Source organism: Pseudomonas sp. W2Aug9, assembly GCF_023127755.1.
GTDB classification, from domain to species: domain Bacteria; phylum Pseudomonadota; class Gammaproteobacteria; order Pseudomonadales; family Pseudomonadaceae; genus Aquipseudomonas; species Aquipseudomonas synxantha_A.
In genome coordinates this window covers 1-24,486 of record NZ_SPKL01000037.1, presented here as the reverse complement: position 1 = coordinate 24,486, position 24,486 = coordinate 1, and the positions used below count along the sequence as shown (strand labels likewise).

General features: G+C 61.2%; 12 protein-coding genes and 1 rRNA gene. 1 reads left to right on the top strand and 12 read right to left on the bottom strand.

Annotation, left to right across the window (positions count from 1 at the left end):
• Positions 1–21 precede the first annotated feature (21 nt).
• From E3O56_RS24655 to E3O56_RS24635, 5 genes are all read right to left on the bottom strand, one after another.
• Positions 22–2,205 (bottom strand): type I secretion system permease/ATPase, encoded by a 2,184-nt coding sequence (locus E3O56_RS24655; RefSeq protein WP_032879484.1) that lies wholly within the window; start codon positions 2,203–2,205, stop codon positions 22–24.
• Positions 2,202–3,599: a TolC family outer membrane protein gene (locus E3O56_RS24650; protein ID WP_050549390.1), complete on the bottom strand. Its 1,398-nt coding sequence runs from the start codon at positions 3,597–3,599 to the stop codon at positions 2,202–2,204. Before E3O56_RS24650 ends, E3O56_RS24655 begins: the two co-directional genes overlap by 4 nt.
• 187 nt (positions 3,600–3,786) lie before the next feature.
• A complete protein-coding gene (locus E3O56_RS24645) occupies positions 3,787–7,860 on the bottom strand; it encodes a BapA/Bap/LapF family large adhesin (protein ID WP_248129125.1) in 4,074 nt (1,357 codons plus the stop codon).
• Positions 7,861–8,789: 929 nt separating this feature from the next.
• The gene (mmsB, locus tag E3O56_RS24640; protein ID WP_248129124.1) at positions 8,790–9,677 is read right to left on the bottom strand and encodes a 3-hydroxyisobutyrate dehydrogenase; all 888 of its coding nucleotides are present in this window, start codon (positions 9,675–9,677) and stop codon (positions 8,790–8,792) included.
• A gap of 15 nt (positions 9,678–9,692) precedes the next feature.
• On the bottom strand, positions 9,693–11,210 hold the full coding sequence (locus tag E3O56_RS24635) for a CoA-acylating methylmalonate-semialdehyde dehydrogenase (protein WP_032879481.1): 1,518 nt from the start codon (positions 11,208–11,210) through the stop codon (positions 9,693–9,695).
• Between the two features lie 133 nt (positions 11,211–11,343).
• Here E3O56_RS24635 and E3O56_RS24630 point away from each other — a divergent pair, with 133 nt between their 5' ends.
• Entirely contained in the window at positions 11,344–12,291 is a 948-nt protein-coding gene (locus E3O56_RS24630; protein ID WP_248129123.1) for a LysR family transcriptional regulator, read from the top strand.
• A gap of 127 nt (positions 12,292–12,418) precedes the next feature.
• Here the strand turns inward: E3O56_RS24630 and E3O56_RS24625 are convergent, their stop codons facing one another.
• The 7 genes from E3O56_RS24625 to rrf form a co-directional block, all read right to left on the bottom strand.
• Entirely contained in the window at positions 12,419–12,910 is a 492-nt protein-coding gene (locus tag E3O56_RS24625) for an OmpA family protein (RefSeq protein ID WP_032879478.1), read from the bottom strand.
• Positions 12,911–12,915: 5 nt separating this feature from the next.
• Positions 12,916–14,178, bottom strand: a complete 1,263-nt coding sequence (locus tag E3O56_RS24620) for a diguanylate cyclase (protein ID WP_032879477.1) — start codon at positions 14,176–14,178, stop codon at positions 12,916–12,918.
• Positions 14,175–14,741 carry a YfiR family protein gene (locus E3O56_RS24615; protein WP_032879475.1) on the bottom strand — a complete coding sequence of 189 codons (567 nt, stop codon included), beginning with the start codon at positions 14,739–14,741 and terminating at the stop codon, positions 14,175–14,177. Before E3O56_RS24615 ends, E3O56_RS24620 begins: the two co-directional genes overlap by 4 nt.
• 132 nt (positions 14,742–14,873) lie before the next feature.
• Positions 14,874–16,952: an exodeoxyribonuclease V subunit alpha gene (gene recD / locus E3O56_RS24610; RefSeq protein WP_248129122.1), complete on the bottom strand. Its 2,079-nt coding sequence runs from the start codon at positions 16,950–16,952 to the stop codon at positions 14,874–14,876.
• Positions 16,949–20,620 (bottom strand): exodeoxyribonuclease V subunit beta, encoded by a 3,672-nt coding sequence (recB, locus tag E3O56_RS24605; RefSeq protein ID WP_248129121.1) that lies wholly within the window; start codon positions 20,618–20,620, stop codon positions 16,949–16,951. Before recB ends, recD begins: the two co-directional genes overlap by 4 nt.
• Positions 20,617–24,069 carry an exodeoxyribonuclease V subunit gamma gene (recC, locus tag E3O56_RS24600; protein WP_248129120.1) on the bottom strand — a complete coding sequence of 1,151 codons (3,453 nt, stop codon included), beginning with the start codon at positions 24,067–24,069 and terminating at the stop codon, positions 20,617–20,619. Before recC ends, recB begins: the two co-directional genes overlap by 4 nt.
• Before the next feature lie 161 nt (positions 24,070–24,230).
• Positions 24,231–24,346, bottom strand: a 5S ribosomal RNA gene (gene rrf, locus E3O56_RS24595).
• Between the last annotated feature and the right edge of the window lie 140 nt (positions 24,347–24,486).

Below are 24,486 nucleotides of genomic sequence, written 5' to 3'. Positions count from 1 at the left end.
TTGTTTTCAGCGCATGGGTTTTCACTGGTTTTTCCCCTTGGGTCTGGATAGCCGTGCAATGGCGTTGTCCTTGCTGTCATCGACGATGACCTGGCCGTTGTCGACCACAATGATGCGGTTGACCAGGCTCAATACACTCATGCGGTGGGTGGCGATGATCAGCGTGCGATGGGCCGCCCAGCGATCCAGGTTCTGAATCAATTGGCGCTCGGTAGCTTCATCCAGGGACGCGGTGGGCTCGTCGAGCAAGACAATATGCGGTTGGCGAATGATCAAGCGTGACAAGAGCAACGATTGGCGCTGGCCGCCAGAGAGGCCTAGCCCGCCTTCGAGGATCAGGTGGTCCATGCCGTCGGCGAATTTGCCGATGAAGTCGGCGGCGCCGGTTACCGCCAGGGCCTGGAGGATTTCCTCATCCGATGCATGCGGCGCCCCCATGATCAGGTTGTCACGCAGGGTGCCGTGGAACAGACGCGAGTTTTGCGTCATCAACCCCACATCCCGGCGCACGTCCGCCGGGTCGAGGTGGCCCAGGGCAACCCCGTCGAGGCTGATGTTGCCGCTCTTGAGGTCGAGCATCCCGGCCAGGGCCTGCAGCAAGGTCGATTTGCCCGCGCCGTTACGGCCGAGAATGGCGATGCGCTCGCCCGGCTGGATCTGCAGATCCGCCACCAATAACGCCGGCACCGGCGCTTCGTCGCAATACTGGAAGGCCGCCTGTTTGAGCACGTAGTGACCGCGCACCAGCGGTAAATGCACGCGCTTGCTGCCTTCAGCGTGGTCCACCGGCAATTCCATGATGCGGTTCAAACTCTGCAATGCCACCTTGGCCTGCTGCCAGCGCGTGAGTACCTGAGTGATCTGCGACATCGGCGCCATCATGCGCGAGGCCAGGATCGAGGCGGCCACCAGGCTGCCGGTGGTCATATCGCTGGCCATGACCATGGGCGCCCCGAATACGACGACCACGGCAAACACCGAGCCCTGGACGTTGTTGCTCCATGCCACCAACTTATTGGTGAGCAGGCGCAGGCGCAGGCTGGCATCGCCACAAGTGGCGTTGTAATGGTTCCATTGCTGCGAAAAACGCTGCTCGGCTTGCAGGGCCTTGATGTCGTCGAGGCCTTGTACGGTTTCAACCAGCATCGCGCTGCGCAACGCGCCTTCGCGCATCGACTCAGTGGCCAACGCCGCGAGTTTTTTCTGCGCCAGCAGGCCCGGCACCACCAGAAACAGCACGGCCACCAGGGGCACAGCGACCAACGGACCGGCGATCAACCAATAGATCACCAGAAACAGCAGGAAAAACGGCAGGTCTGCCAGCGCGGTCGCCGTGCTTGAGGTGATCAGTTCACGCAGTTGTTCCAATTCCTTGAGTTGGGAAATGAACGAACCGGTGGACTTGGGTCGGGCGCTGTTGCGCAGGCGGATGGCGTGCCCGAACACCAGGTCCGAGACGCGCAGGTCGGCGCGTTTGCCGAGCATGTCAGTGATGCGCACGCGGGTGATGCGCATGATGAAATCAAAGACCAGCGCCAACATCACGCCGCCGAACAGCACATACAGGGTGGGCATGGACTCGGCGGGAATAACGCGGTCGTACACCTGCATCGAAAAGAGCACCCCGGCGAGGCCGAGTACGCTGGTGACCAGGGACGCCAGCATCACGTAGCCATACGGCCGCAGGTCGCGCAGCACGATGGCACTGAACCAGTTCTTTTGGTACGGCTTGATGTAATCATCGACGCGAGTGTCGCGCACCGCGCGCATTGGCCGCAAAATCACCGTCTTGCGTGCCTGCTCAAGCAATTCGCGGCGGCCCAGACGGCTTTGCAAACCGCCATCACCGCTGTAGGCGATGCCGATGCTGTCATCCTCACCGATGAGCTCCAGCACACCGACCTGCCCATCCGCAAACTGCACCACCAGCGGCAACTGGCGCTGCATCAGGGTCGAGGCGCTAAAGTCGCCGATCACGCAATTCAACCCGGCCTGACGCGCCATACGCCGCACCACGTCTTCCACCGACGCGCTGTCGGTCCATTGGGCTGCCAGGCGCACGCTTTGCGCTGAACACTCCAGGCGGTAATGGCGGGCCACCCCCAGAATTGCCTCCAGCCATACCTCGTAATCAAAGGTCGGCGGCGGTGTGTGCTGTAGGGGCGCTGCACTCAAGTCGTCATCCAGTTTCACGGCTTCATTCATGGCCGAATCTCCACACCCTGCAGGGTGCTGTTGTCCAAATGGAACGCCGTGCGAAGCCCGCCCGTGTTGTAGAGGCAATCGATATTCAGGCGACGCAGGTCTGCCGCCGTGTTTTCCCGATCCATGCGCGCCTGGTGGATTTCCTGCTCGGCATTGAGCAAGTCGAGTAACGGCCGCGTGCCCAGCTCAAGGTATTGCTGGCGATAAAGGTCACGGGTTTCGGAGATGCTGCGCTCACGAAAATCCAGGGTCGACAGACGTTGCGACAAGCTTGATATCTGGTCGCGGGCTTCGAGCAAACCCTGGCGAACCGCAAGCCGTGCGGCGTCGTTGGCCGCCTCGGCCGAGCGCAGCGCCTGCTGCGCCGCGGTTTTGCGCGCGGTGATTGCGCCGCCCTGGTACAGCGGCATCTTCACGTTGAGAAACACGCCGTAGCGGGTGCGATCGCGGCCGCCGGGCAGGTTGCTTTCATCGTTGTTGTCCAGGTAGTGCGTGATGGACGGGTCCAGCGACACCGTGGGCAAGGCTTCGGCACGCGCCTGTGCAATCAGTGCCAAGGCATCGACCCGCTGGGCCTGGGCGATCAGCAACGTCGGGGTGACGGCGGCATCGGGCACCACGCCCACGCAGGACTGTTCCAGGCTGGCAGGAAAGCCGCTGGCCACGTTCACCGGCGACTGGGCCCCCAGCAAACTGCTCAAGGCGCTGCGCCAGCGGTTGAATTGCGCGGTGAACTGCATTTGGGTGGCCATTGACGCCTCGACTCGCGAACGGGCCTGGATCAAATCGGAACGGGTGCTGGCGCCCATGTCGCTGCGTTTTTTGGCCAGTTCGGCAATCGCCGAAATCCCCTCGATCTGCTCGCGGGCCACAGTCACCAAACGTTGCGAGCGTTGCAGTTCGATCATTGCAAACGAGGTGTCGCGGGCCACTTGGTCAATCGACAACAAGATCGCCGCCTGGCTGCCGCTGACCCGCGCCAGTGCGCTGTCCACTGAGCTGGAAACCTTGCCGAAGTCATAAAGCATCTGCGACGCCGACAACGAAAACGCTCGGCTTTGGCCATTGCCACTCAAGCCGCTGTCATAGCCCGAATTGAAGCCACCGCTGACTTGCGGGTAATACCCGGACCGGGCGATGTTCACGTTCTCGTTTTGTTGGTACAGCTGGCCGATCGCCTCGGCAATCGCCGGGTGCCACTCTACGGCCAACTGAATGGCGCGCATGAGGTCGAGGTTGCTCGGTATGTTGCGCTGGGGTGCCACCGGTGCGCTGACGCCCGCTGGCCCTCCCGGTAAATTCGTGCCCAGGTTGCTGGGGCTGATGATGTTGACGGGTTCTTCATCGTCGAAAAGCGACGTGGCCATGACCGGCTCAATCCCTGGCGCGATCATTGCGACTGCCAGAACCGTGGCAGACAGTTGGTTGGCCAAACTCTTATGCCTCACTGCAAGTCACCTGACTGTTGTCAAACCGGAGGGGGACAACAACGAACCGTGACTGGCATCAGTCACGGCCCATCGCTGCAAGCTTGTTGGTAAGGAAAACCGGGCATTGCGGCCCGGTTATCGGGAAGTGGCGTTACACCACGTTGATGCCGCTTTGTACCCAAAGCTGATGGGCCTGATCTTCCGCACTGGTGTAGACCACGTACTCCAGACCGTTCTCTACTTGCGTCACACCGCCAGTCCAGTCGCCGGTCAGGTGCACGCTGTCCTGATCGTCGCCCTGAATCATCAAGCGATCCGACTCAGGCCCGGTGATGGACACCAGGTCTTCCAGGCTCAACGTCAGGTCCACTGCGCTGATATCGTTCAGGTCGATACTCTGCACATCGCTGACTTTGCCGATCAGGTCGGTGAGGTTGATGGCAGCATCCCCCCCTTCCCACAGCAACCCGTTTGCACCCGCGCCCGCATCGACGTGGGTGAAGTCGGTGTCATCAACCACCACCGCATCGTGGTGCTGAGCATCAACGCTGGCGGCGTCATCCGCGGCCTGATCCACCGCCCCCAGGGCTGCGGCAAAGCCGACACCCTCAGTGGCAGGCGCGCCCGGGTTGGCGTCGTCCCAGACCAGGTCACGGTCTGGCGAGTCGATGCGGATGTACACGTCTGCGGTCTCCTCCTGACCCGTCGGCGTGGTGAGTTTGTAGGTGAATTTATCCACCTGGCCAATCTCATCCAACGTCAGGCCGGCATTCGGCGTGTAGACGTATTTGCCATCGGCAAAGACGGTCAACGTGCCGTGCTCACCGACGACTTGCGCCCCCGTCTGCCCAGGCACCACATAGGCCCCGGCTACCAGCACGCTCAACACCGTCAATGGCGAACCGAGCACATCCGGCCCGGCCAGGCTGCCAGCCAACAAGTCGCCGGTGGCGTTGGTCATTTCACCGGCCACAAATTGCGTGGTGAAGGTGGTAGTCAAGGTCTGAGCCACCGTGATGGTCGACAATGACAGCACCGAGCCTGTGGATGCGGTGACCCGATACGAACCGGCGTCCAGCCCGGTGAACGTATGCGACGACTGGGTGGTGGTCTGTTGCGTTTCCCATTGGCCTGCAATCAGTTTTTGCAGATTGACGGTGGTGGACGGCAACAGGGTCAAGCCGGAAGCGCTGACATCGACCTTCAATACAGCCGTAGAGTCGGCAGCCACGACGATGACTTCGCCCGTACCCGAGCCCGTGCCGATCGCCGGCAGGTTGTAGCTCAAGGCCGGCGCGTTGGCTTCTGTCACCAGGTTGACGATCGCTATCTGCGCCGAGCCCAGGTCATCGTTCGCTACCGGGCTGACCGTGCCTGGAGCCGATGGGTCTGTTGCGTTCCAGGTCACGTCGACACTTGGGCTGTCGATGCGCACATACAAGGTGGCGGCGGCAGAACCACCCGCACCATTGACCAAGTGGTATTCGAACGCATCCACTTTGCCGATGTTGGCGACATCGCCGTTCGGGGTGTACTTGTAGTCACCATTGGCAAAAATAGTCAGTTGACCATATTGGCCTTGCAGCACCGTGCCGGTAGTGGCGTCCGCATCGACGAATTCACCGCCGACCTCGACCTGCACCTTGACGGGCCCGCCGTTGCCCGGCACATCCGGAGTGCCTCCCACACCCGGGTCGGTGATGACGTTGCCGGAGACTTCGGGACCGGCTTCGCCAGTGAAATCAGTCAGGCTGTTGTTGGTGACGCTCAATACCGCCGTCGCCCCCGCACCGATGCTGACCAGGTTTGGGTCCAGCTGGAGGGTGAAGCGGTATTGCCCGGCCTGCAGCCCTTCGATCTCGGCAGTGGTGCTTTGACCGAACAGGCCCAACAGATCCAGCAAGCCCGAACCGTTACTGCCCTGTTGAACCGGCAACCAGCCACCCGCGCCGTCGCTCACCTCCAGGACCGCAGTGAAACCGCCTCCCAGCAGCGAAACCAGATCCGCCTGGGCAAACTGCAGATTCAGCGTGCCGCTGGAACCTTCGGCAACCGTGAACTCCTGCGCCTTGGTGTGATCGCCCAGGATGATCCCGCCAACACCCAGCAGGGTGAAGACACGCATATCCGCCAGGTTGGTGTTGGATGTAACAGGTTTGATGGTCACTTCGCTTGTGGCGAGGTCGTCGAAGGCTTCTAGGTCGGCATCGGCATCGGCATCGGCGTCAGCATCCGCATCCGCATCCGCATCCGCATCCGCATCAGCATCAGCATCCGCATCAGCATCGGCGTCGGCATCCGCATCGGCATCGGCATCGGCATCGGCATCGGCATCAGCGTCGGCGTCGGCGTCGGCATCAGCGTCAGCATCGGCATCGGCATCCGCATCCGCATCGGCATCCGCGTCGGCGTCGGCGTCCGCATCGGCGTCAGCATCAGCGTCGGCATCAGCATCGGCATCGGCATCGGCGTCCGCATCAGCATCAGCATCGGCATCGGCATCGGCATCGGCATCGGCGTCAGCGTCCGCATCGGCGTCGGCATCGGCATCAGCGTCAGCGTCAGCGTCAGCGTCAGCATCGGCGTCGGCATCCGCATCGGCATCCGCATCGGCATCCGCGTCGGCGTCGGCGTCGGCGTCGGCATCGGCGTCGGCATCGGCATCAGCATCAGCATCAGCGTCGGCATCGGCATCGGCATCAGCATCGGCATCGGCATCGGCATCAGCATCAGCGTCGGCATCAGCATCCGCATCCGCATCCGCATCAGCGTCGGCATCGGCATCAGCGTCGGCATCGGCATCAGCATCGGCATCAGCATCGGCATCGGCATCGGCATCGGCATCGGCATCAGCATCAGCATCAGCGTCAGCATCGGCGTCAGCATCGGCGTCGGCGTCGGCGTCAGCGTCAGCGTCAGCGTCAGCATCGGCGTCAGCATCGGCGTCGGCGTCGGCGTCAGCGTCAGCGTCAGCGTCGGCATCCGCGTCCGCGTCGGTATCATCAATATCAACGGCGACCACGTTAGTCGGGACAGACTCATTCCCCGCAGGGTCCGTCAAGGTGACGGCAAGCGTTTCACCGTTAACCTGAGGCGTGTTCAAGGTAACCTGGAAGGTGCCGTCATCTCCCACTGCCCCGGTGCCGATTACATTGCCATCGGTATCCTTTATGGTCACCGTGGCATTGGGTTCGCCTTTACCGCTGAGCGTTGCGCCGTCGGGGCTCAACGCCAGGTCGGTCGGTGCGGAAGGTGCGGTGGTATCACCCGCCACCACAGGGCTGGCAGGGGATTCATTGCCGGCAGCGTCTTTGAGAATGACGCTCAGCGTTTCGCCGTTAGTCTGCGGCGTGTTCAAGGTGACCTGGAAGCTGCCGTCATCCCCCACCGTGCCGGTGCCGATTACATTGCCATCGGCATCCTTTATGGTCACCGTGGCATTGGGTTCGCCCTTACCGCTGACGGTCAAACCGTCAGGGCTGACCTCCAACTCTGAAGCGGCGGCAGGTGCCGTGGTATCACCGGCGACAACAGTTGCAGGCGGCGAGACTTGGCCCAAGGCATCCTTGAGGGTGACTTGCAGCGTTTCACCATTGGTTTGCGGTGTGCCCAGGCTGACCTGGAAATTACCGTCTGTGCCAACGGTGCTGGTGCCGAGCACATTGCCCGCGGCATCTTTGACCGTTACCGTCGTACCGCCCTGGCCTTTACCGGTGAGGAGCGTGCCCGCATTGTTGACGGCCAGCCCGCTCGCGGCTCCTGGAGCGGCGGGTGGCGAATCGTTACCACCGCCTCCGCCGCCGCCACCCATTGCTGCGGCGGCGCCGCCCACGACGAGGAGCCCCAGCCCCCACAGCACCCAGTTCGGAACGGAACTGTCTGCGGCGATGGCGGCCACACCCAGGTCGTCGAGGGTCGAAATCTCAGTGAAGGTGAAGCCCGAATAAGGCGTGGAATAGTTGCCGAGCAACAAAGTGCCGTCTGCACCTTCCAGCACCAGTTGGTTTTTCGCACCGTCGGCGCCCACCACAAAAAAGTTCTGAACCGTAACGGTCTCACCTGACTTCAGCGTGACTACCAGATTCTGCCCGGACTGTTGAAACGACTGAACGCTTTCCGGCCCGAAGGGCAACTTTACAATGCTGGTGCCTTTGAGGCTGGTAGTTCCCAAGGCATGTTCCGTCGCCGTCCCCGTCGCCTTATCGACAATTGTTATATTTTTCATCTCTCACCCGTTTCAATTTATGGACACACAAAGCTCAGCGCGAGCGAATGCCCACGACAGTGATTACCGTCGAGCGCTAAATTTGTTTTTGCGTTATTGGTGAACTGTTCGGACTAAGTGGCGATCACCCAACGCCCGTTTCTTCACGCAGTCGCGCGTTGATGGGCTCGGACTCGCGACTCACAGGCGGCAATTGATGTGACAGGCAGGTAAGCCTGGAAGGCGCCGCCACCGGCAATGAGTGGGTACGCCCGCAAGCCCACAACTCAAGCAATCTGGAGAGATGGAGAGCCATGAGACTGGCCTTGTCGAGTCCCTGACCGGTGTGGGCCAAAGCAGCTGATCGCTCGGCAATACTCGCTGTCCGCTTCCTTTCGCTAGCCATTTTTAAGGCACCTGCACAACCTGGAAAAAATAAAACACTGCGGAGAAAACTGTGGAGGCATACCCAACTGAAAACGCCCGCCAGCCAGATACTAGCGAGGCAATAGCCGACATCAAAGGGAAAACTAAACAGGTATTAAGCACGCCTAATTAACGGTCATGCCCATCACATATATGACGCCCATCAATTATTTTTTCATCATCACACCATGATAATTAATCACTCCACATGTGCGACCCACATGATGAATCAATGATCAAAAACCGAGAAAAACCATCAAACCTTTTCAAGTTGTAATAATTTATTTCAAGGCGGTACACACCTCAAACAGGCTCATGCGAACCAGTTAGTTGATTAGTAATAAAACCGCATATAGCAGCGAAGCTCGCGTAATGCGAGGCAGCAAAAGTTGTTAGTCACGATGGGGACAGGTATTAGGGGATATATCGAGGGGGCAGGTGCACAAGGCGCCTGAAATGCTGCGAACGCATAGACAAGCCAACCTCCGAGAACCCACCCAAAGGGGGGCTCTCGGAACTTGCCTTTATTGAGGTTTGCGATAGCTATTGATGATGGCAGAGAAGTCTTTACCCCCCTCCCCGCGCTGGCTCATCGACTGGTACAACTGCTGGGCCACTGCGCCGAGGATCACCGGCTGACGCGCCTGGCGTGCGGCTTCTGTGGCCAGGCCCAAATCCTTGAGCATCAGGTCGGCACCAAAGCCACCGGTATAGCCACGTGATGATGGCGCGGTTTCGATCACGCCCGGCCAGGGATTATAGGTATCGGAACTCCAGCAGCGCCCGGTGGAGCTGTTGATGATGCCGGCCAGCACTTGCGTATCAATGCCGAGCGCATCGCCCAGGGCCATGGCCTCACTGACGCCGACCATGCTGATACCCAGCAGCAGGTTGTTACAGATCTTGGCGATTTGCCCGGTGCCGACATCGCCGCAGTGCACGATGTTGCGGCCCATCTGCGCCAGCACCGGTTGCAGGGTGGCGAACAGCTCCGGGTTGGCGCCGACCATGAAGGTCAGCGTCCCGGCCTGGGCGCCGCCGGTGCCACCGGAGACCGGCGCATCGGCCACGGCCACGCCTTGTTTCGCTGCCACAGCCGCTACATCACGGATGGTTTGCGGATCGATGGTGCTGCAATCCACCGCTGGGACACCTTTGCCGATGCCCGCGAGCACACCGTCGTCATTGAGCCATACGCTGCGCACGTGAGCAGCGGCCGGCAGCATGGTAATCACCAGTTCTGCGCCCTGGGCCGCATCACGCGGTGAGCTGCCGATGGTGCCGCCCAGTTCGGCGAGTTCCTTGAGTACCGCCTGGTTCAGGTCGAACAGGTTAAGCGCGTGCCCAGCCTTGATCAGGTTGCGGGCCATGGGCGCGCCCATGTTGCCCAGGCCGATAAATGCAATCTTCATGGTCGTCTCCCAGGTTCAGCGCAGGTTGATGGTGGTGTTGACGCCATCGTTGACCGTGTCGTCATCGAACCAGCGGCTGGTGACGGTTTTGGTCTGGGTGTAGAACTGCACCACTTGCTTGCCGTACGGGCCCAGGTCGCCGAGCTTGGAACCGCGCGAGCCGGTGAAGCTGAAGAACGGCACTGGCACCGGAATCGGAATGTTGATGCCGACCTGACCCACATCGATTTCGCTCTGGAATTTACGCGCCGCCGCACCACTTTGGGTGAACAGGCCCGTGCCATTGCCGAACGGGTTGGCGTTAACCAGGGCGATGGCTTGGTCGAGGGTGTCGACTTCCAGCACTACCAGCACGGGGCCGAAGATTTCCTCGGTGTAGATGCGCATGTCGGTGGTCACGCCCGAGAACAGAGTCGGGCCGACAAAGTTACCTTGTTCGAAGCCCGGCACCTTGATATCGCGGCCATCCAGCTCCAGCTTGGCGCCTTCTTTCACGCCGCTTTCGATCAGTTCAAGGATGCGTGCCTTGGCGCGCTTGGAGATCACCGGGCCGACATCCGTGCCAGCTTCGCTGCCAGCATTGACCTTGAGCTTTTGTGCCAGGGCCTTGAGATCCGGCAGCCACTGCTTGGACGCGCCCACCAGCACCACCACCGAGGTGGCCATGCAACGCTGGCCCGCCGCGCCGAAACCGGCGCCGACCAGGGCATTGAGGGTGTGTTCACGGTTGGCATCCGGCAGCACCACGGCGTGGTTCTTGGCGCCCATCATCGACTGCACGCGCTTGCCGTGTTTGCCGGCCAGGTCGTAGACATGGGTGCCGACGGCGGTGGAACCGACGAAGGACACGGCCTTGATATCTTTATGAGTACAGAGTGCATCCACCACGTCCTTACCGCCATGCACCACGTTGAGCACACCGGCCGGCACACCGGCTTCCAGCGCCAGCTCCACCAGCAGCATGGTCGACAACGGGTCTTGCTCGGAAGGCTTGAGGACGAAGGTGTTACCGCAGGCAATCGCCATCGGGAACATCCACAGCGGAATCATCGCCGGGAAGTTGAACGGAGTGATGCCGGCGCACACGCCGATAGGTTGGCGCAGGGTGTAGGTGTCCACGCCACCGGCCACGTTTTCGGCGAATTCGCCCATTTGCAGGGTGCCGATGGAACAGGCGTGTTCGACCACTTCCAGACCACGGAAAATATCGCCCTCGGCATCGGCAATGGTCTTGCCCTGCTCGGCGCTGAGGACCACGGCGATACGCTTGGAGTGTTCACGGATCAGGGCTTGCAGCTTGAGCATGATGCGCATCCGCGCACCGATCGGCGTCAGCTTCCAGGTCTGAAAGGCGCGATGGGCGGCGTCGATGGCAGCGTTGACTTCATCGGCAGTGGCAAACGGGACCTTGGCCAGCACTTGTTGGGTGGCCGGGTTGACGATGTCTTGCCACTCGGTGGTCTTGGATTCGACCCACTCGCCGTTGATCAGCAACTTGACCTGTTGCACGGAAATATCGGCAGATGCGTTCATGTGGTCTCCAGAATCTTGTAGTTATGCAGAGAACCAAGGCGTTGAATCGCCTTGAAGAATGAGGCGTTCGGACTGTTTTTGGAGTATAGATGTGCAAACTTCTAATAAGAACGCACATAAAAGCCGGTCCAATATGCAAAAAAACATCACCTCCCTGGGCGCCCTGAACTGGGATGACCTGAAGTTTTTCCTCGAAGTAGCGCGCACCCGCAAGGCCAGCGTGGCCGCCAAGCGCCTGGCGGTGGACTACACCACCGTGTCGCGGCGCATCAGTTCACTGGAAGTGTCGCTCGGTACGTTGCTGTTCGAAAAATCCCGGACCAACGGCTTCGTGCTCACCACCGAGGGCCAGCGTTTGCTCGGCTACGCGGAGTCCATCGAAAGCACCCTGCACATGGCCTGCGAACAAGTCTCCGGCTCCGGCGTGGCGCTGTCCGGCCATGTGCGCATGGGCTGCACCGAAGGGTTCGGTAGCTTCTTCGTCACCCCGCAGTTGAGCCATTTCGTCGACACTTATCCCGCGATCTCGGTAGACATCCTGCCCCTGCCCCACTTCATCAGCCTGTCCAAGCGCGAAGCCGACATCGTCATCGCCCTGGAGCGCCCGGAACACGGGCCGTATGTGTGCTGTAAACTGTGCGACTACAAACTGCAGCTGTACGCCACCCAGGACTACCTCGACCAACACCCGCCAATCCGCAAACCTGCGGATTTGGCCGAGCATCCGTTTATCAGCTACGTGGATGACCTGGCCTTCAGCTCGGAGCTGCTGTACCTGGCCAACGTGGTGCCCGGCGCCAGCGCCAGCCTGCGCAGTACCAGCGTGATCGCGCAGTACGTGGCGGCGCAGCAGGGCCGGTCGATGGCGATATTGCCGTGTTTTCTGGCGGCGCAGGATCCGTGCTTGTTGCCGGTGCTGGGAGAGCAGATTGCGATTACGCGGCAGTTCTGGATGTATTGCCGGGAGGATTTGAGGAAGTTGAAACGGATTACGTTGTTGTGGGATTACATCAGGGAGGTGACTGAGCAGAATCAAGGGTTGTTGATGGGGCAGACGCGGGAGATGCGGTTTGCAGGCTGAATGTGGGAGCTGGCTTGCCTGCGATAGCGGTGTATCAGCAAAAGCTATATCTACCGATCAACCGCCATCGCAGGCAAGCCAGCTCCCACATATTGAATGCATTTCAGCTGGGGGAAGGTGAACCCGCTTAGTCTGCGATCACAACAATCGACACCCGGCGATTCTCGGTGCGGCCTGCTGTGGTCGTATTCGGCGCCACCGGCTCGCTGCTGCCCAAACCGCGCAGTTGGATGTTTTCTTCTTTCATACCCACGCGGGTCAGCACCTTGCCCACGCTCTTGGCGCGGCGCAGGGACAGCGCCACGTTGTAGGGTTCTTTGCCGGAGGCGTCGGTGTGGCCGTCGACACGTACGCGCTCGATGCCCGCGCCTACCAGGGCCTGGCCGATGCGTTCGACGATGTCGGTGCTGGGTTTGTTGAGGGTTTCGATGTCGCTGCCAAACAGGACCTTGCCGGACAGGCCGAAGGCCCAGCCCTCGTCGGTCAGCTCGAAGCCTTGCTGCTTGAGTACGGCGACTTGCGCCGGGGTGAGCCCCTTGGGCGGGGGCGTCTGGCAGCCGCTGAGGGCCAGGAAGGCAACGAGTAAGGAAATAAATAAAACGCGTGTGTTAGCGAACAAGGGAATCAACTCCTGTGTTGAACGTTGACGACGGGATGCTCCGACTCCGCCGTTTGCTGGCCGCCTGAAGACAGGCGTTTGGCCTGGTACATCGCCGCATCGGCGGCGTTGAGCAAGGTGCCGGGAGTGGCGCCATGATCGGGATAAATGGCAATGCCGATACTGAGGGAGGTCAACACCTGAGTACCCCCTGGCAGCGAAATCGGCACGTCCATGCTGGCAATGATTTTATCGGCGATGCGATGGGCGTCTTCGGCCTTGTGCAGCGGCGCCAGCAATACCGCAAATTCATCGCCGCCCAGGCGTGCCACCAGGTCATCCTCGCGCAGTTGCGCACGCACGCGATCGGCAACAGCCACCAACACGGCATCGCCAGCAGCGTGACCGAAGCTGTCGTTGATGTCTTTGAAGCGGTCGCTGTCGAGAAACAGCACCGCCACCCGCTCGTTGACCTTGGCGGCACTACGCAAGGCGCGAATAAGCCGGCCTTCGAAGAACGCGCGGTTGGGCAGGCCAGTGAGGCTGTCATGGCTGGCCTGGTGGGCCAGGGTTTCGTTTTCGCTTTGCAGGTGGCTCTGCCAGGCCTCCATCTCGCCGAGCAGGGCGTTGAAGTCGCTGCCCAGGCTGTCGAGTTCGGCGATCTGCGCCGAGGGTACGCGGCGGTCAAAGTCTCGCTCGCTGCGCGCGGCGTGAGCGACGGCGGCCAGGCGTTGCAGTGGCACGGTGATGCCATTTAACAGACGCCGCGACAAGTGCAAGGCCACCCAGGCGCTGAGGGCGGTGCAGATCAGAATCCCGATCAGGCCGCTGAGCAAGAAGCGCAACAGGCTGCCACCGTGGCCGACCAGATGGATGCTGCCGACGGTTTGCCCTTGGCGCAGAATCGGCTGGCTGATGGGCTGTTCGAGCAGGGCGTGCGCTATTTGCAACTCGACCCGTGACAACATGCCGGTTTCCGGGCGAACCCAGCGCGCCAGCAGCTTGCCGTTGATATCGAATACTTCTGCCTGGGCCACTTCTTCGGTGGAGGCGATCAGGCTCAGGGCTTCGGTGGCCGCCGCGCTGTCGTTGAACACTACAGCCGCTTCCACGGTGTAGTTGATGGAGCGGGCGATCAGGTGCAGGTTGTGCTCGGCGTAAACCCGCAGGGCAAGTACGCCGAGCAGGGTCAGGGACACACTGGCCAGGGTGACCGCCACCAGCGCCAGAATCATATGCCCGCGGGCAATCACCGAGCGCAGGGTCGGCCGCACTTTATCGCGGCTCATGAGCCAGGCGCTCGACGGCGAGACAACTGCAACACACTGGGATGGATACGCACGCCGCTGCGGGCGACGGAATCCAGGTTGACCTCGAACGACACCTGCTCATCGCTGACGCGCAGGCAGAACAGGCTGCCCACCGTGCACTGGTCGCCCCCTTCGCTAATGCTGAGTACAGGGTGGCCAATCAATGAGGTAAACAGGCGGTTGCGTTCGTCGGGGGTGATTTTGCCGATGTAGACGGCATCGCAGGCATTGACGATATCCGGATGATCGACCAGCAGGCGCCGTACCAGCACTGGACGACCGGTGGCCTGGGTGGTGCCTTTGACCAGGTCATCGGTGTACTGAGTCGGCCCCACAACACACAGCCGCAATTGCGCAGGCTCCACCGGCCATCGCGCATAACTGAGAATGCCCAGGACGACCTGGGTGACCGCCTGGGCGCGCTGCTCGGCGAGGCTCGGCGTCTGCGCCCAGACGCGCGGTGCGAGCAGGCACAGAACCGCCACCAGCAACATCCGTCTCCAGCTCAAACTGCGCTCTGTGGGCGAGACAGCCACGTTCATGCAGCACTTCTCTCAGGTATTTTCCAGGGTGATGCCGCAACGATAGCACAGCGGCGGGAAACCCCATGCCGCACGGCTGACACGAGGCCTACTATTTTTTCAGAAAAATCAGACATCTGAATCAGAAATATTTCATGACCTATCAGTCAGTTTTTCAGGCACGGCGTCCAACTCCAGCATCAACCCGCTCAAACGCTTGACCTTGCGCCGTACCGCCTCCTCAAACACCCCACCGCGGGGCTCGATCAAGCTGAACCAGCGCTTGGCGCGGGTAATACCGGTATAGATCAACTCCTTGGTCAACACCGGGTTCAAAGCGTCCGGAAGGATCAGCGCCGTATGGGTGAACTCCGAGCCCTGGGATTTGTGCACGGTCATCGCATACACGGTTTCAACATCATTCAAGCGGCTGGGCAGCACAAAACGTACGCCGCCCTGGCCATCGTTACGTGGGAAGGCCACCCGCAGCACGTGGGAGCCGCCCTCGTTTTCGGGCAATTTCAACGCGATACCGATGTCGCCGTTCATCAGGCCCAGGCCGTAATCGTTACGGGTCATCAGTACCGGACGACCTTCGTACCACTGCTCGTCGCCTTCGATCAGGCGTACTTTGCGCAGGGCCGCGGTGATGCGCTGATTCAACCCTTCAACGCCCCAAGGGCCTTTGCGCACGGCGCAGAGCAGTTGGAACGCATCGAAGGCTTGCAGCAACTGTTGCGCCCAATGCGTCCAGGCCGGGTCATCACGTGGCGTATCCAAGGGTGGACGTGCCGATTGCAGCAGATTCAGGTAGTAGCGATAGCCTTGGGCACCGTCGCCCTGGCCGTCCAGCACCAGGCGCTCAAGGGCAGAGTCATGCTCGCCCTTGAGGCTGACGCAAAACAGGTCGTCATGACGACCTGCGGCCAACAGCTGACGTGCCTGTTCGGCATTTTGCTGGTTGACCCAGCGCGCCAGCTGGCCGATGCCGCTGCCTTCGCCGAAACGACGTGAATAGCGCAGCATCACCACCTGCTGGGCCAGGGGATGGCTACCGTCGAGGTCTTCTTGCAAGCCGCTGGCACTGAGGTCTTCGCCGCTGACGGCTTGCAGCCATTGCCGAGTGTGCGGGCTGTACCAGCCGTCTTCGGCATCGCGGCACAAATCACCGAGTACCGCACCCGCTTCCACCGACGCCAACTGGTCCTTGTCGCCCAGCAATACCAGACGCGCATGGGGTGGCAAGGCGTCGAGCAGGTTGGCCATCATTTCCAGGTCGATCATCGAGGCTTCATCCACCACCAGCACGTCCAACGGCAATGGATTACCGAGGTGATGCCGGAAGTGGCGAGTACCGGGACGACTGCCCAGCAGGCGGTGAACCGTGGTGACCTGCGTCGGGATTTTTTCCCGCACGCTGTCGGGCACTGTCAGCGACAGCACTTGCTGGCTGATGGATTCGGTCAGGCGCGCAGCGGCTTTACCGGTGGGCGCGGCCAGGCGAATGCGCAACGGGCTGCCGGACTCCACGGCGGGCGCCTGCAGCAATGCAAGCAGGCGCACTACGGTGGTGGTCTTGCCGGTGCCGGGGCCGCCGGTGACGATACTGAATGCGCCGCGGGTAGCCAGCGCACAGGCAAGTTTTTGCCAATCAATCACCCCATCCGGCGCCGGTTGGTCGAACAGGCGGTTGAGGCGTTGTGGCAAATCGGCAGCTGCGGGCTCCACGCTCGCGAGGCGCAGGCGCAGGGCGCGATCGATACGTCGCTCGTAGGTCCAGTAGCGGCGCAGGTACAGGCGTTTGCCGGACAACACCAATGGCCGGCTCTGGGCCACGTCGCTGCCATCGACCGCCAGCGCGACCAGTGGGCTGCCCGCCAGGGCATGGCACCAATGGGCACCGTCCAGGCCGTGCAGCAACTGCGACGGCAACAGCATGGCGCCCGTGTGCGGGTCGCCCTCCGGTGGCAAAGACAAGGCAAAGTCCGGCGCCTTGAGGGTTTCGAACAGGTCCAGGCAGACGTGGCCATGGCCCAGTTGATGGCTGGTCAACGCGGCCGCCAGCAGCACCAAGGGATCGGCCTGGGCATCAAGCTCGTGCAGGAAGCCGACGAAGGCTTTGTCCAGGGCCCGCAACCAGCCACGCTCGACCCAACGCTCAAGCAACTGCACCAGGTCAGTGGCGTGACTCAGCGGTGCCAGCTCCTCCAGCGGTAACGGCGACAGGCTCATAGCAACACTCCTTGTTCCCAGACGGGCTCGACCTTGGGCGCAATTGGCTTGCCCTGGAACAACAGGTCCAGGCTTTCGATCAGCTCACGGGGCGGCCGGGTGAAATACGCCCCCTGGCTCACCGACTGGGTGCCACGCAGGAACAGGTACAAGGCGCCGCCGACGTGCTGGTCGTAGTCATAATCGGGCAGGCGTGCCTTGAGCTGGCGATGCAGGGCCAGCAGGTAAAGTACGTATTGCAGGTCGTACCGATGCTCAAGGATCGACCGCTCCATGGCTTGCTGGGTGTAGGCCGAATCGTCGGGGCCGAGCCAGTTGGATTTGTAGTCCGCCACGTAGTAGCGCCCCTCGTGTTCGAACGTCAGGTCGATAAATCCCTTGAACATGCCGTTGAGCAGCACCGGCTCCGCGGCCACACGGGAAACGCCGCCGTGGGTGTGCCGGCACACCAGCTTGTCGAGGGCGAGCACATCGACTGTGTGACTGGCGAACCAGAACTCCATTTCAATCTGGTACTGCTCAAGACCGCTGAGGGTCACGTGGTCGTTGTACAGCGGCAACGGCGTTTGCAACAGATGCCCCAGCCAGCCGCTGAGGGTGACGATCCAGCCTTCCCAATTGCGGCGGTTACAGCGTGCGCCCACGGCCTTTTCAATGGCCTCGGGCGTCACGTTGAAAGCCTCTTCACCGGCCCACTCCAACAAGCCGTGGAGGAAGGTGCCTGGATTAGGCCCGCGTGGGAAACGGTGAATATCACCGCCGGACGCCACCACTTCCCGTGGTGCATCGGGGTCGAGGCGTTCGTCATCGAACAGCTTCTGGGCCTGCGGGCTTTCCGGCGCTTCGAGGCTGGCGGCGCTCATGCTGTCGCCAATGCGCAAAGCACTGTAGGAGGCAATCCACCAGTTTTCCGCAGCCTTGCGTTTGGGCAGCAACGGCGCAAGCAACGTCGCTTCATTGCGCGGCGGGTGGAACAGGATGTCCTGGATATCCGGCACAAGGCCATAACGGATGGCCGGGCAACCTTCCTGTAAATCCAGCAACCAGCGCGCCAGGCCGGTGGACTCGCCCAACGACGTCCCGCCCCCCAGCAAATACCCCAATGCCGACAGGTGCAAGACCGAGCTGCTGTTATTGCCGCGCTTGAGGTCGGCAATGCCCAGCCAGCACGCGTGTTTGGCGCGGGTCAAGGCCACGTAGAACAAACGCAGGTCTTCGGCCAGGCGCTCGTCATCGGCTTGGGCGATCAGCTCGGCCGTTGGCCGCAGGCTCACTTGGGACTTGCCGTGTTCATCGTGGTAATGCAGCGGCAAGCGACTGCCATCCATCGGTTTGGCCGAGCAGATGAAGGGCAAGAACACCAGGTCGTATTCCAGGCCCTTGGATTTGTGGATGGTCACCACCTTGACCAGTTGCTCATCGCTTTCCAGACGCAGGATCTGTTCTTCACCGGCCTGGCCCGACAGTGCCAGGTGTTCGGCCAAGTGGCGGATCAACGCCTGTTCACCATCGAGTTCCGACGCGGCTTGTTGCAGCAACTCACTGAGGTGCAACAGGTTGGTCAGCACGCGCTCGCCATCACTGCGGGCGATAAGGGTTTGAGGCAGCTTGAAGTCGTGGAGCAGGCGACGCAGCATCGGCAGCACGCCTTGGGTGCGCCAGATTGCGCGGTAGCCACGGAACTGCATCACGCGCGATTCCCACGCCAATTCGTCCTGGTTCAGACGCTCCAGTTCCGCCAGGGACAGGTTCAAGGTGACGCAGGCCAGGGCGGCGCGCAGCGGGCGCTCGACATCCGGCTCGGCGCAGGCCTTGAGCCAGGCCAGCAGGTCGTGAGCTTCCTGGGCGGCGAAAACCGAGTCCTTATCCGACAGGTACACACTGCGCACGCCACGGCTGGCCAACTCAGCGCGCACGGCCTGGGCTTCCTTGCCGTCGCGTACGAGGATGGCGATGTCTGACGGCAATACGCCCTTGAGGCTGCCCTCTTTTACAAAACCTGCTGTGCCTTGCTGCCCACCATTGAGCAACGCGACGATCTGTGTGGCGCAGGCCGCAGCCAAGTGCTGACGGTAAACCGCGGTGGAAATCGGCTGGTCGGTAGGCAGGTGCCACAGGTTCATGGCCGGCAACGGTTGGCCGTCAACCTGCAGGTGCTCGCTGCGGCCCTGGGACAGCACCGGGTGAAACGGCACCGGGTTCTCGCCGTTGGGCTCGCGGAACAGGAACGCACCACGGCCGGTTTCCGCACGCTGGAACACGTGGTTCACCGCTTCGACCATCGCATGGCTGGAGCGGAAGTTGGTGCCCAGGGTGTGATGGCGGCCGGTGGTGGACTGCCGGGCGCGCAGGTAGGTGTAGATGTCGGCACCGCGAAAGGCGTAGATCGCCTGCTTGGGGTCGCCGATCAAGAACAGGCCACTGTCCAGGTGGTTTTCGTCGATGCGGTAGATGCTGTCGAAGATGCTGTATTGCACCGGGTCGGTGTCTTGAAATTCATCAATCAGCGCCACCGGGAATTGCTCACGGATCACACTGGCCAGGCGCTCGCCACCGTCTGCCTGAAGGGCCGCGTTGAGGCGGATCAGCATGTCGTCGAAGCCCATTTCAGCGCGGCGACGCTTCTCTTCTTCGAAGCGTTTACCCACCCAGCCAGCCGCATGTTGCAATACCGCGGCGTCGGGCGTTGGCAATGCATCGAGGCTGGCTTTGAGGCCGGCCATCGCCTCGATCCCCGGGTGCTGCGGCGGTTCGCCCTTCCAGGCTTCGGCCATGCCCTCGGGCGTCAGGCGCGTGAAGCCGGTACCGATGTCCAATTGCTCCAGGGTTTCATCGGCGGCCCAGGCGCTGATCTTTTCGAACCAGGGTTCGAAGTAGCGCGCTTGCATCTTGCGCCCATCGACCGTTTTGGCGGCGACGGCTTGCAGGCAGATATCGCGCAGCTCGGCCGCCCATTGTTGCCAGGGTGCCTTGAGGGTCGTCAGCGCGGCGCGACGCTCTTGCAAACAAGCGTTGATCAGTTCGGCCGGCTCGCGACTTTCGTCGGTGGGCCGCTCGCTGCCGAACAGCGCACGCACCCTTGGCATCAGCGCCGCGGGGCCGCCCCAATTGTTGCGCACCCAGTTGAGCGCATCGTCGTGCATCGGGTAGCAGAACAATCGCCAGTAATCGCGCAGCACTTCGCCCAGCAGGTCGCTATGGTCAGTTTCCAGGGTCTGGGTGAACAGGCTGCCACTGTCGAACGCATGTTCACGCAGCATGCGCTGGCACCAGCTGTGGATAGTCGAGACGGCGGCTTCATCCATCCATTGCGCGGCGATGTCCAGGCGGTTGGCGCAGGCCGGCCATTGCTGCGGAGCGTATTGCTCGCGCAGGTCGGCGATCAACGCATCGGGCTGTTCGATTTCGTCGCGAAAGAAGCGCGCAGCTTCGGCCAGGCGGATGCGGATGCGTTCACGCAGCTCCTTGGTGGCCGCATCGGTGAACGTGACGACGAGAATTTGCGGCGGCAGCAGTTCGCGGCCGAAGCCTGACTCATCACCACCATGGCCGAGCACCAGGCGCAGGTATAACGCGGAGATGGTGAAGGTCTTGCCAGTGCCGGCACTGGCTTCAATCAACTGGCTGCCTTTAAGCGGGAATGCCAGGGCCAAGGGTTTGCCGATCATGCGCTGGCCTCCGCGCTGGAAAGCGATCGCCATGGTGCGTTGATGAGCGGGCGATACAGGGTTTCGCACCAGCCTTCGAATTCCTCACTGGCGACCAACGCCGCGTAGTCGGGAAATTGCCGCGTGAGAGCAGGCGTTTCGCGGCGTTCGCCGTCAGTGGTGATGCCATCGCCTTCGTAAGCTTTGCTGGCCGCGGCTTGGGCCTTGGCGGGATCAGTTTGGCCGAGCCAGGCGAAAGCGGTTTTTACTGCAACGGGCAGCGGTGTGCTCATACCGGTTTGCCAAGCCAGCAGCAGGTTGCCGAGGATTTCCTGGGCAGTAGGTTTATCCAACGGCTCGAGCAGCAAGGTGTCGTCACTTGCTACCAGGCCGGTACTCAATGGCAGGCCACAGGCGCAGGCCACCACATGGTTGACCCAAGGGCGGATCAAGCGATGCCACTTGCGTGTCTTGATCGAGCCAATGCTATTGGGGATGGTGGTAACGCTTAACAGGCCGCCATCACTGCGGCGATGCAAGCCGCTGATCCAGCCTTCCAACTGAATGCCTCGATACTCAAAACTGATAGGTTCAGCGCCGGTATGTGGGGTCGGCCACAGCGCCAGAAGCTGTTGATAGCGCTGCACCAGGTCAGGCAACGGCTCGATCAACTCCTTACGCAGGCACTCACCGAAACCGACCATCGGCAACAGGCCACTGCCCTGCAAACGCAGGGCTTGGGCGTTGAGGGCCTGGTCGAGGTGATCGGGGTGGGTCAGTGCAGCATTTAGCAGACTGTCGCTGAGGCTATAGCGCTGCAGTGCGTCGAGGACGAAGGGTTCTTCGTCAGCCAGAGGCACTTCTGCGGCTTCGAAGAATACTTTCAGACGCTGGCTGAAGAAATGTTTGACTGGGTTGCGCAAGAAGTCCTGCAACTGACCGAGGCTCAGGGGTTCTTCCTGTTGATGCTGCAGCAATACATTCGCTGGGGGCATGACATCCCGCGCTTCATGCAGCAATTGCCATTCGCGGGCGTAGCTGAACAGTGGATCGCCTTCATGGAAGTAGCGGGCGCTGAAGGGTTGGAGCGGGTGTTCCTGGGTCATTGCGTCGATCAGCGGCTTATCGCTGCCGGCGTGCTGCCAGCCGCTGGCGAGGTGGTCGCGCAACTGGCCGATCAATACCGAGGCAGGGCGATCGCTGTTATCGCGGATGCTGCGGCCAACCCAACTGATATAGAGCTGGTCGCGGGCCGAGAGCAGCGCTTCGAGCAGTAAGTAGCGGTCGTCTTCGCGGCGCGAACGGTCACCGGGACGGTAGTCGCTGCCCATCAGGTCGAAGTCCAGCGGCGGTTGTGCTCGTGGGTAGTCGCCGTCGTTCATGCCGAGCAGGCAGACCAGCTTGAACGGGATCGCACGCATGGGCATCAGGGTACAAAAATTGACAGCTCCGGCGAGAAAGCGCTGGGACAAGCGACCCTGATCTAATCCGGCCAGCCATGCCTCACGGACGACCGTAAGGGGTAACTCGTCCTGTAAGCCAACGGATTCGCAGGTTTCCAGCCAGGTCTCTCTCAGTTGCTCAAGCTGGCCCAAGAGGTAGTCATCGTGCTCGCTGCTGGGCAGGAAGAACAGCTGCATCAAGCGTTGCAATCGCTCGCCCCACACCCTGGGAGCAGCCGGTTGTGATAACGCCTGATGGGCATCATTCAAGGCATCGAGCAGGGCGACCAGCGGGCCGATCAATGCCGCATCGAGGCCGCCGATTTCGTCGTAGGGCTCAATACCTTCACAGGCCATGCCAGTGCCGACTGCATAGCCCAGCAACATACGGCGCAGGCCGAATCGCCAGCTGTTTTGTTCCAGATCTGTGGGTAGACCCAAACCGACACGTTGTTCGGCGTTCAGCCCCCAGCGGATACCGGCGCCTTCGATCCAGCGATGCAGGGTGGGCAGGTCGCGCTCTTTGATAGCAAAACGCTCACGCAGGGCGGGAACGTCGAGCAGGTCGAGGATTTCACTGACGGGGAAACGACTGTCGGGAAGCTTGAGCAGATGTTCGACGGCGATCAGTAGAGGATCGCGGCCGCGTTGGCCTTGGTCTGTCAGGGTATAGGGGATGAAGCGTGGGTCATTTCGCTCAAGCTGGCCGAAGACCGCGCGGATGTGCGGCGCGTAGCTGTCGACGTCGGGAACCATGACGATGATGTCCCGAGGGCGCAACGTTGGATCGGCGCTGAAGCGTTGGAGCAATTGGTCGTGGAGGATTTCCACTTCGCGCTGGGCGCTGTGGGCGATGTGGAACCGGATGGACGTATCATGCTCCAGATCAACAGCGGGCCACAGTTCGCGGGTTTCATTCAGCGGGCGCAGTTCGAGGATATCGTCCTGCAGCTGGTTGAGCAGCGTGGTGGGTTCGCTGTCGCTGAACAGATCGATGCGCCCATCGCGAAATGCGGCGCGGTAGCTGTTGGGGTCATCGTAGCTGTCCAACAAACTGATGTAATCACGGCCCTGCTTGCCCCAGGCCGCCAGTAGCGGATGGGCGTGCTGGTGCAAGGTTTGGGGATCGATAGTGACCGGCATACCGGCTTTGCGCGCCTGGCGCTTGTATTCATTACGCAGTAAATCCTTGTCGGCGACGATGTCGGACCAATGATGGCGGCAAGGGTTATGTACACAGAGCAGGACCTGGCTGAAACGGGCCAGGCCAGCGAGGGCTTCCAGTGCTTGGGCCGGCAGTGATGAAATGCCGAATACAATCACCCGGGAAGGCAAGCCGGGCGGCGCTTGCTCAAGGCTGTTGATGCGCTCGATGAAGCGCTGGTGAACGCCTGCTCGGCTTTCAGCCATGCCCTCCTCTCCTACATCCAGCAGCAGCGCACGCCATAACTCGGCTTGCCAGCAGTTGGCAGGGTTGAGGGGCTTGGATTCGCCTCGACCATTGCGCAGTTGGTGCCGACCTGCGGCCCAGTCTTCCAGCCAATCAGCGCGGTAGACCTGGTATTGGTCGAACAAATCGGCCAGGCGCTCGGCAAGTTGGTAGCGTTTACGCAGGTCGGTGTCTTGAGTCAGGAAGCGCTGTAGGGGCTCAAAATGCGGCTGGCCAATCAGTTCGGGTAACAGGCGCATAAGACGCCAGGTCAGCGGGGCTTTATCGAGCAGGGACTTGGGTGGAATTTCATCACGGCCCAGGACCATGCGGTAGAGCTGCCACATAAAGCTGCCAGGCAGTTGCACGTCGATTGCTGCGGCAATGCCGCAGCCGCCCATATCATCTTCTTGCGGATCTTCAGCCAAGGCCAGCTTGAGCCATTGGGCGATGCCGTTGCTTTGTACCAACGCGATTTCGTTTTCCAAAGGCGCCAGTGGATAACGGCGCATCCAGCTGACCACCAGGCTGCGCAGTTCGTCCAGGCGGTTGCCGTGAACCACCATGAATCCAGGGCTGAGGGACGTCGCGTCCGGCATAACGGCTTCCTTGGGAAAAGCAAAATCGAGGGGTGGACTTTAGCACTGTGGTGCATGGGGCGGACACAGCCTGACAGGCGTGCGCGGATAGAGTGGACACTTTTCGACCGCCCAAAACAAAACCCCTGTTTGCGTTAGCAAACAGGGGTTTCGGAATTTAATCTTGACGATGACCTACTCTCACATGGGGAAACCCCACACTACCATCGGCGATGCATCGTTTCACTGCTGAGTTCGGGATGGGATCAGGTGGTTCCAATGCTCTATGGTCGTCAAGAAATTCGGGTACTGAGTCGTGACCAGTTGGCCTCGCTTCAGCAAATTGGGTATGTGACAGTTTTCGGTGTTTTGTGAGCGTCGAACTTTCGGTTCATTGCGTCTTCACACACCGCAATCTGATGCTCGTTAGAGTAGTCA

Coding starts and splice junctions, on each gene's coding strand:
- E3O56_RS24655 (WP_032879484.1), bottom strand. CDS start 2,205: ATGAATGAAGCCGTGAAACTGGATGACGACTTGAGTGCAGCGCCCCTA.
- E3O56_RS24650 (WP_050549390.1), bottom strand. CDS start 3,599: ATGATCGCGCCAGGGATTGAGCCGGTCATGGCCACGTCGCTTTTCGAC.
- E3O56_RS24645 (WP_248129125.1), bottom strand. CDS start 7,860: ATGAAAAATATAACAATTGTCGATAAGGCGACGGGGACGGCGACGGAA.
- mmsB (WP_248129124.1), bottom strand. CDS start 9,677: ATGAAGATTGCATTTATCGGCCTGGGCAACATGGGCGCGCCCATGGCC.
- E3O56_RS24635 (WP_032879481.1), bottom strand. CDS start 11,210: ATGAACGCATCTGCCGATATTTCCGTGCAACAGGTCAAGTTGCTGATC.
- E3O56_RS24630 (WP_248129123.1), top strand. CDS start 11,344: ATGCAAAAAAACATCACCTCCCTGGGCGCCCTGAACTGGGATGACCTG.
- E3O56_RS24620 (WP_032879477.1), bottom strand. CDS start 14,178: ATGAGCCGCGATAAAGTGCGGCCGACCCTGCGCTCGGTGATTGCCCGC.
- E3O56_RS24615 (WP_032879475.1), bottom strand. CDS start 14,741: ATGAACGTGGCTGTCTCGCCCACAGAGCGCAGTTTGAGCTGGAGACGG.
- recD (WP_248129122.1), bottom strand. CDS start 16,952: ATGAGCCTGTCGCCGTTACCGCTGGAGGAGCTGGCACCGCTGAGTCAC.
- recB (WP_248129121.1), bottom strand. CDS start 20,620: ATGATCGGCAAACCCTTGGCCCTGGCATTCCCGCTTAAAGGCAGCCAG.
- recC (WP_248129120.1), bottom strand. CDS start 24,069: ATGCCGGACGCGACGTCCCTCAGCCCTGGATTCATGGTGGTTCACGGC.